This window comes from Pseudomonas sp. KH_046_1 (genome assembly GCF_057839025.1).
The window spans coordinates 2,083,544-2,096,463 of sequence record NZ_CM174481.1 but is presented as its reverse complement, the minus strand read 5'-3'; the positions used below and the strand labels follow the sequence as shown (position 1 = coordinate 2,096,463).

Genomic DNA, 12,920 nt, shown 5'->3' with positions numbered 1-12,920 from the left:
GATTGATGTCCCCAGATCGCACCCCGTTCCCCAAATCCGCCTTTGAGGCGCTTGCCCAGGCAGAGGCACGCCACTGGTGGTTTCGCGCCCGTAACCGCGTGATCATTTGGGTGCTGAAATCTCGCATCGGCAAAATCCGGAATTTCCTGGAGATTGGTTGCGGTACCGGCTTTGTGCTGGAAGGGATTCACCAGGAATTTCCCGAAACGACACTCTCCGGCACCGAGTTTTTCGAAGAAGGCCTGATGCATGCACGTCGACGCGTGCCCAGCGCAAGCTTTGAAAAGCTGGACGCGCGCGCCATGAGCGATGCAGAGCGATTTGATGTAATTGGCGCTTTTGATGTCATCGAACATATCGATGAAGATGAACAGGTACTGGCGAATCTTTCCCGCGCACTGCATAAGGATGGTCATCTATTGCTGACCGTTCCCCAGCACCGCTGGCTGTGGTCCGCCGCGGATGAACGCGCCTGTCATGTGCGCCGCTACACGCGCCGAGAGCTTGTCGACAAGGTAGGCCGCGCCGGCCTTGAGGTTCAATACGTCACATCCTTTGTCACCCTGCTCGTCTCCTTGATGTGGCTGGCACGACAGCGCCCCGGTCAAAAAAATGCGCAAGTAAACAGCGAATTCGATATTTCTGACCGGACCAATCGGCTCCTTGAGTTCGTTATGAAGATAGAGCTTGGCCTTTTGAAGGCAGGCATCACCTTTCCTCTCGGCGGCTCACTCTTGCTGTTAGCCAAAAAACCATAATCTGGAGACCTACAGTGAGCGACTTTAAAATTCCCTTCAATCGCCCTTTCATGACGGGAAAGGAACTTTACTATATTGCAGAAGCAAAGTTCCTTAATAAGCTTGCTGGTGACGGCCCCTTCACTCGACGTTGCCATCAGTGGCTTGAACAGTACACCGCCAGCGAAAAGGCACTGCTGACGCACTCTTGTACTGCTGCTCTGGAAATGTCAGCCCTATTGCTCAATATTGAACCTGGGGATGAGATCATCATGCCCTCTTACACCTTCGTCTCCACTGCTAACGCTTTTGTATTGCGCGGTGGAATACCGGTGTTTGTCGATATCAGAGAAGACACACTGAACCTGGACGAACGCCTGATTGAGGCTGCGATTACACCTCGCACCAAGGCAATCGTTCCGGTTCACTACGCTGGCGTCGCATGCGAAATGGACACGATTATGGAGATCGCCCGCCGGCACGGTCTCCGCGTGGTTGAGGATGCTGCGCAGGGGGTCATGGCCTCCTATAAAGGAAGAGCCTTGGGCAGTATTGGTGATCTGGGCGCATATAGCTTCCATGAAACCAAGAACGTGATATCCGGCGAAGGCGGCGCGCTATTGGTTAACGACCCGGCACTGTCATTACGCGCCGAGGTCATTCGGGAGAAAGGTACGGACCGCAGCCGTTTCTTCAGAGGTGAAGTGGACAAGTACACTTGGCAGGAAGTCGGCTCTTCCTACCTGCCAGGTGAATTGACCGCCGCTTTTCTTTGGGCGCAGCTGGAAGAGGCACAGTCGATTACACAAAATCGCCTGGATAGCTGGAACCACTATCACCAAGCGCTCGAAGGGCTTGAATCGACAGGCGCAGTACGCCGCCCGATCATTCCGGCAGAATGCACACACAATGCACACATGTACTATGTCTTGCTTGCTCCCGGCATCGATCGCCAACGCACGCTAGAGAAGCTTAAACACGACAATATCCACCCGGTATTCCATTACGTACCGCTGCATTCCTCACCGGCAGGACTGCGCTACGGCCGAAAACATGGCGCGATGACAAATACAGACAGCCTGTCGGACCGCTTGATCCGCTTGCCACTATGGGTGGGGCTGACAGAGGAACAACAGGCAGGTGTCGTCGACTCGCTACAGCGCGCCGTTTCCTGAAGGGGAACACGTAGCGTGCAATTGCTGATCTTCGCACTGCGTAGCTGCACCCATGACATTGGACGCACGGTATATCGTTGCCAGTAGATAAATGAACTAACCGCTCAGCACATCTGAGGGCTTACCCGGAGTTTCCGGAGAGCCTTCAGGTTCGATGGATACAATGCAGGTTCAATGCCGGGATTGGGCTATCATTGGCGCCGATTAATAAGCCTTTACTGACGAATATGGAATAATCGATTTTTAAATCGACTGGATACCAAAGAATGAGAGATGTTTTAACAAATAAAATTCCAATAATTGTTCTGGCATTGTTCTTTGCTGTATTACTGAGCGGGGTATTTCTTCCGGTTTATTCCGATGAAGTCATGACAAAGTTCAGGGTTGCGCGGCTCTTTCTGGAGGACGGAAATGCGGTTACCCTTTTTCCACAATGCACAACAACTGCAGGGCGGACAGTTTCATGGGTATTTTATCCGGCCGGTATATTACTGTCGGCGATCTATGCCCACCTGGGTCCTTTAGGCTTGAGAGTGAGCGGTATTTCTTTATCGCTGATCTGGTTTGCCTTGCTCGCTTATTGGTGCTTGAAGCAGGCGCGTGATGTTAGAGGGGCTCTTCAGCGTTTCGCTGGATTGGTGGCGGTGGCTTCACTGGGTGTCCTACCCTATCTGTGGGTCTTGTCGCGTCCTGAACAACTTCTGATGCTGCTGATCCTGGTGCTTTGTTTGTTGGCACTCTTCTTCAAGGAGCAGAAGTCTGCGCGCGCGCAGGTGGCGATGACTGTCGGGCTTGCATTGCTGCTGACATTATTTTTCTATGCTCACCCGAAGAGCATGTTCTATGCGCCATTCGCGCTAGCGGCCGTGTGGTTGGCGACGGCAACGTACCACAAAGCGATTCGCTATGGCTTGTGGCTGTTCGTCGTGGTTCTGTGCTTTCAGATCTTTCACGATTTCAGCGCGCTGGCGGGCTGTCAGGATGCGCCGAACATTCAAAAATTGCTGGCGGCCAACACATTGTTACCGGGCATGCTGTTCTCTGCACCAGCTGAGTTTGTCAGCGCCGCATACAATAATTTAATAAGTTTCCCTGACCGGGTGTTGATACACCTGACCTTCAATGCCACTTTTCAATCAGGCTGGCTGCCTCCTATCGTCGGTAGCTTTGAAGAGTTGCCGAACCTCAACCTTGCCATTTATTATTTTCTGTACACGTTTATTATCGGAATCCACGTTGTAAGCATCCCGGTATTTCTGTTCCAAGTGGTTCGCCGCGAAGTGTCTGCATCTGTCGTGCTGGCGCTGTTGTTGGTCGGCGCAGATTTGATCAATGCGTTTTTTTACAACATCCAGAATTTTTATGCAGGCATTCAATTCATGCCTGTGTCGATCATCATCACAGCCCTGTTGATGCATTCCCGACGCGCAGTGAAGCCAAGCAACATACCCACGCTAGCAGCCTATTCACTGTTGTTGCTGCTATCTATGGCGTCGATGGTGGCACTGTTAGCCCTCGTGACCCCTGGCATCACAGGCAACTCCTCCTTCGCTCAATCGAGCTTGCCCGGGCAGCCGCTTTCGATTCCGGTGCTGGGGACTCAGCTTCACTTGGATTCAATCAGCAAGCTGGGGGCGTCATGCGGTATTCCCGCGGAGTCGGCAGAAAATGTCGTAGTGGACCACATGACATATTTTGCCTTTTTGCGCGACAAGAAACCGATCCACGTGCTCTATGTGTCTGAATTCGGCTACGGTGGCGACTTGAGCAACGGCAAGCTGCTGCCATTTCTCAAAGGGCTGAATAGCCCAGGCCTGATCACGCGTTGCGAATGGGTGCCGTCTGAATTCCGGCAGGCGCAAGAGAAGGACGATATGGGCTACTGCTGTGTCAATTTCGGCAAGATCTGACTAGCGTTACCGGCATTAGTGCCCTCGGCACCCCGGAAACGGGAGGCCGAGGGGGCTCGATCATTTCCTTGACCGTCACGCCCTTGCGATGGGCCTTGGCAATTGCACCAGGTTCGGCCAGCTCAGCTTCGTGCCGCTTGAGCCAGGCTTGGGCCGTGGTCTTGCGATCGAAGGTCCGGCTTTCCTGATAAACTGTCACATCCTTTTGCATGATGCGGATCTGTGCGGTGTACGCTGCAGAGCCATCCTTGCGCTTGCGAACGGTGATCGACCCCATGGATTTTGCTACACGAGTGGTTTGCGTTGCTACATAGCAGCAAGGCTCTCTCAATATTAAGCAAAACCGTAGTAAACCGTAGCAAATGAGAAGTAGCTAAATGCCGATGAAACCCACAGAAAACCTGGCCTATCCAGCAGATTCGGTATCCAGGAGGTTTTCTGTTGCACCCATGATGGATTGGACCGATAGACACTGCCGTTTTTTCCTGCGCCTATTGTCGAAAAACGCCCTGCTCTACACCGAAATGGTCACCACTGGCGCGCTGCTCAACGGCGACCACGAACGCTTCCTGCGTCACAACGAAGCCGAACACCCGCTCGCCCTGCAACTCGGCGGCAGTGTTCCACTGGACCTGGCTGCCTGCGCGCGCATGGCTCAGGAGCATGGTTACGACGAGGTGAACCTGAATGTCGGCTGCCCGAGTGATCGGGTGCAGAACAATATGATCGGCGCATGCCTGATGGGGCACCCGCAGTTGGTGGCCGATTGTGTGAAGGCGATGCGGGATGCGGTGTCGATTCCGGTGACGGTCAAGCACCGTATCGGCATTAATGGGCGCGACAGTTACGAAGAACTGTGTGATTTCGTCGGCACGGTGCGGGATGCCGGCTGCACCAGCTTTACCGTGCACGCGCGGATTGCGATTCTGGAGGGGTTGTCGCCGAAGGAGAACCGTGACATCCCGCCCCTGCGTTATGACGTGGCGGCGCGGTTGAAGGCGGACTTTCCTGAGCTGGAGATTATTCTCAACGGCGGGATCAAGACGCTCGAGGCCTGCCACGAACATTTGCAGACGTTCGACGGCGTGATGTTGGGCCGCGAGGCGTATCACAACCCCTATGTGATGGCCGAGGTGGATCAGCAGCTGTTCGGCAGCACGGCGCCGGTGATCAGCCGGGCTGAGGCGCTGGCGCAGTTGCGTCCTTATATAGCGGCGCACATCGCTGCAGGTGGTTCGATGCACCACATCACCCGGCATGTGCTCGGGCTGGGCACCGGGTTTCCGGGAGCACGCAAGTTTCGGCAGTTACTGTCGGTGGATATTCACAAGGCCAAAGAACCTTTGGTGTTGCTGGATCAAGCCGCGGAGCTGCTTGAGGGGCGTTAACGGTTAGCCGCCTCCCTGCTACCAGGCTGCATATCCTGCAGCCTGGTGCGAGTGTCAGTGCGCTGCAGCCCCGGTCCAGTCAACCCAACCGAATACCCACGTTGCCAGAATCAGCAAACCGAATCCGATCCGGTACCAGGCGAACACGGCATAACTGTGGGCGGCGATAAACTTGAGCAAACCACGCACGGCAATCATGGCAAAAAAGAACGCCGTCACGAAACCCAGCGCAAACACTGGCAGGTCACCGGCCTGGAACAGATCCCGATACTTATAGCCTGAATACACGGCGGCACCGACCATGGTCGGCATCGCCAGAAAAAACGAAAACTCCGTGGCAGCCTTACGCGACAGACCAAACAGCAACCCACCGATAATGGTCGACCCAGAGCGCGAAGTACCCGGAATCATCGCCAGGCATTGCGCGAAACCGACCTTGAGTGCGTCGTTCCAGCGCATATCGTCAACATGCTCGACATACACCACATGTTCCCGCTGCTCGGCCCACAACATGATGATGCCACCCGCCACTAATGCCACCGCTACAGTGATCGGGTTAAACAGATACTCATGGATCTTATCGGCGAACAACACTCCCAAGACCACTGCCGGAAAAAAACCGATCAATAGATTCAAGGTGAAACGTTGCGCATTGCGTTGGGTCGGTAAGCCCGTGACGATCTCGAGAATCTTGCGACGGAACTCCCAGACAACCGCCAGGATCGCGCCCAATTGAATGATGATGTTAAAGGCCATGGCTCGCTCGCCGCCGAAGCTGAGCAAGTCCGCGACAACAATCTGGTGCCCTGTACTGGATATAGGCAAAAACTCCGTCAGACCTTCGACCATCCCCAAAATCAACACTGTTATGGTTGTCCAAAGATCCATTAATCCCCCCTCAACGACAAATACCAATGCGTCGACTACGCTCTAACTCAACGCCAACACAATAGTAAAGCGCATCAGGCCGATTAATAAAACTCGATGTTATGAAATGTCCATGACCGTCTTCACCAACATGAACGTTAGATAACAGTTAATATTGGAGAGTACCGGGCCAGACAAGAGCGATAACTAGCACTTAAAACAACAAAAACCCGCCGTCTCATGGCACCCAATCAAAAAAAATCAGGCAGCTGAAACTTTAGCGAGATGCACGGTCATATGGATGCGAAAATACGGGACATTGGGGCAATAGATGGCACAATGCTATGCCTGGTCAGCCCGCGAGATTGTCATCGATGATTAGGCACCTCGAACCACAGGCGGGCAGACGATCACACCAGAATCACCGACGATGTTAAAAAAACGAGACGACCGCTAGAAAAAACAGTGAAATGTTACCAATTGTCAGTCACAAACGAGAATTGCTGCTTTAACATTCAAATGCCCGCACCCATCCGAGTCAAAGCATGATGCTTACAGGGAAATTAACGACTACAGGCCACAGCGACGTGAAGGAGGAGACAGGTATTCTCACCATTGGGCGAACCCATACGCTAGCTGAGGGCTTTAGGGAATTAGTCGCAAGCCACGTAGGCAAGGATATTGCCGTTGATGCGATGTGCTATAGCAACTCATTCAACAGGAACAATAGTACCAATTCATACCGTGCCATTTTTATCGTTATCGACAACCCTCAAGCGTTTGTTGAAAGCCTTGCCCTGGTAGAAAATATTCGCGCCGATAATTTGGCGTCAATAATGGTTGTAGCCATCACCGGCAGAGGCACCTACAACAAGATGAAATATTATCTGGCCGGGGCCGACTACTGTATTAATTGCGACACTGCCGCAGACGAAAATACTGCCGCAATGTCCGAGTTTTTTGACAGCCAGGAATGGCAAAAAAAGCATAATCTGCTTTTGGACCCCACTCGCATGTGCCTGACTGGCGACTATAAAAAACTGGATGTATCGTTTGCCGAAATGAAAATTCTTGAGGCTTTTTCTCAAACAAAAAACCAGATATTGAGCCATGATGAAATCGCCAGGATCATGGGGCTGAATATAAATTTTTATGACCCAAGAGCCTTGGAAAAGTCGATCAGTCGCCTTCGCGGCAAAATAAAAGGCATGTATGGCAGCAACGCCATTCAAAGTATCCGTGGGCATGGATATCGTTTAATCAGGGGTCTGATCTCGACAACCTGATTCTTAATGCAAAAGGGAGTTTCTGTTTTATGAACGCAACAGGGAGCGTGCGACTCTACGGTCACGCAGAGCATTACCTGTCTCGACAATTGATCCTCACTCGGGACGACTGCCCGTTTGGTAGCGAGATCAGAATACATTTTGACGACTCCGCTTCCGCCTCCTACGCGCCAGAGGCGCATCAGATGAGTGGGATCTACAGTGAAGTACTGATGCAAACCAGGCTGATTGCATTTTCGCTGAAAGATCACAACTCCACCAACGGAAATAAATACCTAAGCCGTAGATTTGTTTGCGTAGGACAGTCGGATCTCGCCAACTCTGCGCTCACCGAAGAGCTGATTCAGTCCGGCGCCGCTCTGCGCGAATTTGGCCAGACGCTGGTTATCGTGCTTAATGAGCTCCCCCTCTCGGCAGTCAGCTTCGCAGAAAAAAAGAAAATCCTTCACAACGTATATCTGTTGAAAGATCACGGCATAGAAATCGCGCTCGACGACTACAACATCGACGATGAAAGTATCGAAATCTTTACAACCCTGAATCTATTCGACTATATAAAGATTTCCACTTCCTCTCTAGACTTGAGCCTCAAGCTCAGTGGCAACCCAGAGTTATTCAATCGTCTCCACGAACGCATGACCACGCTCACTCACAACACAAAAGTCTCCTTTATAGCGGACAGAGTCGAGCATGCTGCCAGCCATATACTGGCACGCGCACTGCCCTTCGATTACTTCCAAGGGAGTCATTACTCCCCTGCCGACAACCTTTAAACCAAGACCCAGACGTGCAACTCAGGAGAGAGCCATGGATAGCAGCACAAACCTCCCCAGAAAATACTTTGTCGTGGTTACACATAACCCCGCACTACAACTAGAGCTTGAGGCATTGCTGTCCAGCAAGCGATATAACGCTTACGGTACGTCACAGGCAAAGATGTTTTTTGAGGGCGTCGCCCCACCCACTTCTGCCCCCAAGCTTATGGAATTTATTTCCCCGCATGTGGCCAAAATGGCTCCTCCGGTTATCAAGCATGATACGCAGCGCATACTTTCGACCTTCAAGTCCGAATGGCAAGCTGCGCAAGCCATAACGAAATTTACTCATTTCACATCAACTGCAAACGACTCCAGGGATGACACCAGGGAATGTGTCTCCCAGCCGGCCAAACCGCACGTTGCGCCGACTGAAACCTGGCGACTGAGCGATGTCAGCGGCGCGTTGGTCAAAGATGACGTGGAGATCGCCTTGACTGGCCTGGAGGCCACGCTGCTTAAAAAAATGCTGCACCATGATGATCGCGTGGTCAGCAAGGACGACCTTATCCGTAGCATCGGCAGAGAACCTGAGCATTATCGGGGTCTCGAAATGTGCCTGAGCCGGTTACAGGAAAAGTTTAAAAACGCCAGTAACGGCGAACGCCTTTTTCGTGCCGTGAGGAATCGTGGGTACTGCGTGATACAAAAAATCGTACGCGTAAAAAATCTGGCCTGAACAATTCAAATTGTTCGCCCCGGCAGTGCTATACAACAATAATAAAGCACGCCATTTTACCCCCCGCACCCCCCTCACCACCCCCTCTATAAAGCCACGTTAAAAACGTTGAATCCAGACTATTTATAACGCGCTTCTTGTCCAGACATATCAACCAGATACACCACCCCCTCGTTAAAAGTCGTCAGACAGTCCCCGCACTAATAATTTAACCTATGCACTGATGACAGCGCCGCGCATGTGGCGTTTCGGTCGTCAATGCTTCGCCATCTGATATGAACAATAACTCTTGCTGCACGTATTTTGGCTCTTGTCTGTCGAAACGCGAATGGACGTATTTTGGGGATACCGTATGGTTAACAATCTTCGTATCAATCGAAATACCACCCTCAAAGGACTGACCTTCTGGGGACAGTGGGCACTTGGCCAAGGCTTTGTTGTTGCCCTGTTATTAATATTGGTTTACTACCAGACGGGTACGGTAGAGTTCTATTATCGAGTCTGCGCAACGCTTACTGTGCTTGCATCGGTTCCGGCCTATACATGGTGCGGTGTCTATGCAAAGAAGGACAATTACCTGGAGGGCCTGGTAAGACTCCTGATGGGTTGGTCAATGACACTGGCAGCGCTGGCTATTGTCGCCTTCCTCTGCAAGGCCAACGAACTGTTTTCCCGTCAAATCATTCTGACATGGGCTTTCTGCAGCTACATCGGGCAGGCGCTGCTGTACGTCCCACTGCATGGTTTTTCGAAGTACTACCAACGGGCACTTCAAATTGAGCGTAGAACGCTGATTGTTGGTACTGGCGAGCTGGCACTGGGATTGGCTAACAAGCTTCGCGCCCTCGAGCACTTCCCATTGGTCGGCCTGGTAAGCTCCGACACCACTCCTTTGCTGGAGACAGGTGCGCCACCTGTCGTAGGCCCGCAAGAGGAACTGCTCGAACTGATCAAGACTCATGACATCCGACGCCTGTACATCACGCTGCCCCTGAGCGAAGCGGTACAAATCGAAGAAATGTATGTCGACTTGTTGGATGCCAACGTAGATGTTGTCTGGGTCCCGGACTTGAACAGCCTGACGCTGCTCAATCACTCGGTCAGTGATGTGGATGGCATGCCGGCAATCCATTTGATTGAATGCCCGCTGTCCAGCCAACCCACTGCCGCACTGAGTAAAAGCCTGCTCGATAAAAGCGTGGCGCTGATGGCCATTGTCGCTCTGAGCCCGTTGCTGTTGATCATTGGCCTGGCCGTCAAATTCACCTCCCATGGTCCGGTATTTTTCAAACAGGACCGTCACGGGTGGAACGGGAAGGTCATCAAGGTCTGGAAGTTTCGCTCGATGCGCGTGCATGACGATCACGAGGTAAAACAAGCCAGTCGTAACGACTCGCGGATCACCCCGATCGGGCGCTTTATCCGTCGCACTTCCATCGATGAGCTACCGCAATTGTTCAACGTCTTGCAGGGCCATATGGCGCTGGTCGGGCCACGCCCTCATGCCGTTGCACACAATAACTACTACTCCGGCAAGATTCTCGCCTACATGGCCCGCCACCGAATCAAACCGGGGATCACCGGGCTAGCTCAAATCAATGGTTGCCGCGGCGAGACCGACACCATCGACAAGATGCAGAAGCGCGTCGAGATCGACCTCAAGTACATCAATAACTGGTCGTTGTGGCTGGATGTGAAAATCCTGGTGAAGACGCCGTTCACCTTGCTGTCAAAAGACATTTATTGATGGTGCGCCTGCAGGCTAACCAGGGAAAGCAAGCCATTTTCCCAGTGCGTTAGCCTCGTCACCCGTGGCTGGATCTTCACCAGCCACGCCTGCAACCGCACCAACACCGGCAAGTTGTTCTGCTGCCGACTTTCGTGGCGATGTTCATCGCCGACTTCTCTTAAATCTCCGCTCGATACCGCACAGCTTGTTGACCAGATATCAGGGCGATATTGGCACGCCCGGACTTGCCTTCAGGCTGAACCCTTTGCAGCTCAACAAACTTGCGTCAGGCAGGCGCAACGACAGCAGTCGATCGCTAAAAAGTGGATGCAGGGCAATCCCGTGACGACAAAAACCGTATTCGCGGGCCGGAACGCCAGCTACGCCGCAAAGATGCGGCCTTGGCTGAGACCACTGCTTTCCTGGTGCTGCGAAAAAAGCTTAATGCCTACTGGGGGGAAGCGAAGATGAGGGCAACGGACCTTGTTGCCAGAACGGTATCTGCTCGTTGATTGGCTGGCCGAGCGCATTGTGACGGGAGCCCACAAACATCCTGGCGGATGCACGGGCTACAACCGCCAGATCCATACCCTGAAATGCGCTTGGCGAATCAGAGCGGCATGGCATCGTCCTTGAAAGACGCCGCAAGGAAGATTCCGATGATTACAAACGAGCAATGCGCCGTATCAATGCTTACTGATATCAACCAAGGGGACGCTGATTCTTTGCTCACGCTGCAGCAGTGTCATCAGGAGCAACACTCGCTGCTCTCCCTCCATCGCCAGGAAGATCGCTTCCACATCGACAAAAGGCCCCTCATTGATACGCACCCTCTCTCCACAGGCAAACCGGGCCTCCACAGGGGCTGCGCTATCGTGCTCATAAAGTTGCGCGATCAAGTCATCACCGACGGGCAGCGGCTTGCCTCCAAAACTGACAATTCGCAGTACACCGCGGGTAGAACGCAATGGCGCCCAGCTCTCACCCGAGCCGAGCTGGATAAACAGATAACCCGGGAACAGCGATTCGCGAACAGTCCTCCTGCGTCCCTGTAAATCACGCTCACGCTGGTGCGTAGGGCGAAAACAGGTATACCCCTGGTTAACCAGATTGATCTCTGCACGCTCGTCCTGGCTCGCCTTACATTGGACCAAATACCAGGCACTGGCAGTGAGACGCTCAGGCAAGGTCGTTTGAACTGCCGAAGCACTATGGATGGACACAATCAACCCCTTCTACGCCTATGTGGCCAAGTAGCTCCGTGGTTTTCTCCTCGACCTTGCGACGGATTTCTCCCAAGGATGGAAACGCACCTGAGAAACGGAATTGGCCGACCATGGAAACTGCGCCCTTTAAAAACATGCGAAACTTATTGGCAATAAACGAATGCTGGAGAACGCTTTACCCAAAGCAATCCCCAGCACTAATCATCAAACCGCGCCTCACGCTATTTAACACAGCCCACTACTGCACAACACAAAAAAGCCGAGAATGTTAGAATTTGTCCGATAACACAACGAAATGTTATTTTAAGAGTTGGCGATGTTATTTAATATCTGACTTTATATATTGATATTTTTTTTCCGCAAGCACTCAATAATCACGTGGCATTTAATGGTTGAGTTTGTCGTGGGTTGCCAGTTATGATTTTTAGCATAGCAACCGTCAAGCACGCTCCAAGTCGAGATTCCAGCAGACCAGAGTCTTCGCAGTGAAAAGTTTCATCCAGTACGGTAATTCCTCACGGAAAGAGGCACACACCCAATAGCTGCAAACCGTCATAAAAGTGCCATTGAAGAAAAACAGAATTTCAGTCTTTCCAATTGCACCATCACCGCAAGTGTGGAATTTCCAGGGAGGTTGCCTTGTTTAACAAGATTCTAATCGTTTGCATTGGCAACATTTGCCGAAGCCCTACTGCAGAACATTTGTTGCGAGAAGCACTGCTCCGGTCCGACATCGAAGTCAGCTCCGCGGGTCTTGGCGCGCTACAAGACCACCCTATCGAGCCCACCGCCCGGATCGTACTGGAAGAGCATGGCCATCTGCCAACAGAGCACAAAGCCAATCAACTGACCCCAGCAGCCATCAGCGAATCGGATCTGATCCTGGTGATGGAGCAGTCGCACATAGACCGTGTTCTCAAGATCGCGCCTGAAGCGCGAGGAAAGGTCTTCTTGCTGGGCAAGTGGCAGAACAACCGCGAAATCAGCGACCCCTACCGTCAAGGCAAACCGTCTTTTGTGCATGCATACGCGTTGATTGAAGAAGCAGTAACCGCCTGGGCAAGGCGTCTCGCACGCTAAACCATTCCTCGAATACTTGTTAAAAAAG

The 12,920-nt window shown here is 52.4% G+C and carries 11 protein-coding genes and 1 pseudogene; 9 read left to right on the top strand and 3 right to left on the bottom strand.

Annotated features, from left to right (window positions below; all coding sequences use genetic code 11):
• The first annotated feature begins 5 nt into the window (after positions 1–5).
• The 3 genes from AC3IT9_RS09570 to AC3IT9_RS09560 all read left to right on the top strand — a co-directional run bounded on the left by AC3IT9_RS09570 (position 6) and on the right by AC3IT9_RS09560 (position 3,822).
• Positions 6–758, top strand: coding sequence for a class I SAM-dependent methyltransferase (locus AC3IT9_RS09570; RefSeq protein WP_489272782.1), 753 nt, complete (start codon positions 6–8; stop codon positions 756–758).
• Positions 759–772: 14 nt separating this feature from the next.
• A complete protein-coding gene (gene rffA, locus AC3IT9_RS09565; protein ID WP_489272780.1) occupies positions 773–1,912 on the top strand; it encodes a dTDP-4-amino-4,6-dideoxygalactose transaminase in 1,140 nt (379 codons plus the stop codon).
• Between the two features lie 266 nt (positions 1,913–2,178).
• Positions 2,179–3,822, top strand: a complete 1,644-nt coding sequence (locus AC3IT9_RS09560; RefSeq protein WP_489272779.1) for a hypothetical protein — start codon at positions 2,179–2,181, stop codon at positions 3,820–3,822.
• 55 nt (positions 3,823–3,877) lie between these two features.
• On the opposite strand, the pseudogene AC3IT9_RS09555 reads toward AC3IT9_RS09560, so the two are convergent.
• Positions 3,878–4,099, bottom strand: a pseudogene (locus tag AC3IT9_RS09555) (site-specific integrase); the annotation flags it as partial.
• Positions 4,100–4,205: 106 nt separating this feature from the next.
• Between AC3IT9_RS09555 and dusA the strand changes: the two are divergent.
• Positions 4,206–5,210 (top strand): tRNA dihydrouridine(20/20a) synthase DusA, encoded by a 1,005-nt coding sequence (gene dusA / locus AC3IT9_RS09550; protein WP_489273496.1) that lies wholly within the window; start codon positions 4,206–4,208, stop codon positions 5,208–5,210.
• Between the two features lie 54 nt (positions 5,211–5,264).
• Here dusA and AC3IT9_RS09545 read toward each other — a convergent pair whose 3' ends face one another.
• Entirely contained in the window at positions 5,265–6,098 is an 834-nt protein-coding gene (locus tag AC3IT9_RS09545; protein WP_353743033.1) for an undecaprenyl-diphosphate phosphatase, read from the bottom strand.
• Between the two features lie 524 nt (positions 6,099–6,622).
• Here AC3IT9_RS09545 and AC3IT9_RS09540 point away from each other — a divergent pair.
• From AC3IT9_RS09540 to AC3IT9_RS09525, 4 genes are all read left to right on the top strand, one after another.
• The gene (locus tag AC3IT9_RS09540; RefSeq protein ID WP_489272777.1) at positions 6,623–7,363 is read left to right on the top strand and encodes a winged helix-turn-helix domain-containing protein; all 741 of its coding nucleotides are present in this window, start codon (positions 6,623–6,625) and stop codon (positions 7,361–7,363) included.
• A 29-nt stretch (positions 7,364–7,392) separates the two neighbouring features.
• Positions 7,393–8,136: an EAL domain-containing protein gene (locus AC3IT9_RS09535; protein ID WP_489272775.1), complete on the top strand. Its 744-nt coding sequence runs from the start codon at positions 7,393–7,395 to the stop codon at positions 8,134–8,136.
• A gap of 34 nt (positions 8,137–8,170) precedes the next feature.
• Positions 8,171–8,857 (top strand): winged helix-turn-helix domain-containing protein, encoded by a 687-nt coding sequence (locus AC3IT9_RS09530; protein ID WP_489272774.1) that lies wholly within the window; start codon positions 8,171–8,173, stop codon positions 8,855–8,857.
• A 352-nt stretch (positions 8,858–9,209) separates the two neighbouring features.
• The gene (locus AC3IT9_RS09525; RefSeq protein WP_458371245.1) at positions 9,210–10,604 is read left to right on the top strand and encodes an undecaprenyl-phosphate glucose phosphotransferase; all 1,395 of its coding nucleotides are present in this window, start codon (positions 9,210–9,212) and stop codon (positions 10,602–10,604) included.
• A 668-nt stretch (positions 10,605–11,272) separates the two neighbouring features.
• On the opposite strand, the gene rfaH is transcribed toward AC3IT9_RS09525, so the two are convergent.
• The gene (rfaH, locus tag AC3IT9_RS09520; protein WP_489273495.1) at positions 11,273–11,803 is read right to left on the bottom strand and encodes a transcription/translation regulatory transformer protein RfaH; all 531 of its coding nucleotides are present in this window, start codon (positions 11,801–11,803) and stop codon (positions 11,273–11,275) included.
• Between the two features lie 648 nt (positions 11,804–12,451).
• Here rfaH and AC3IT9_RS09515 point away from each other — a divergent pair.
• The gene (locus tag AC3IT9_RS09515; protein WP_489272772.1) at positions 12,452–12,892 is read left to right on the top strand and encodes a low molecular weight protein-tyrosine-phosphatase; all 441 of its coding nucleotides are present in this window, start codon (positions 12,452–12,454) and stop codon (positions 12,890–12,892) included.
• Positions 12,893–12,920 lie beyond the last annotated feature (28 nt).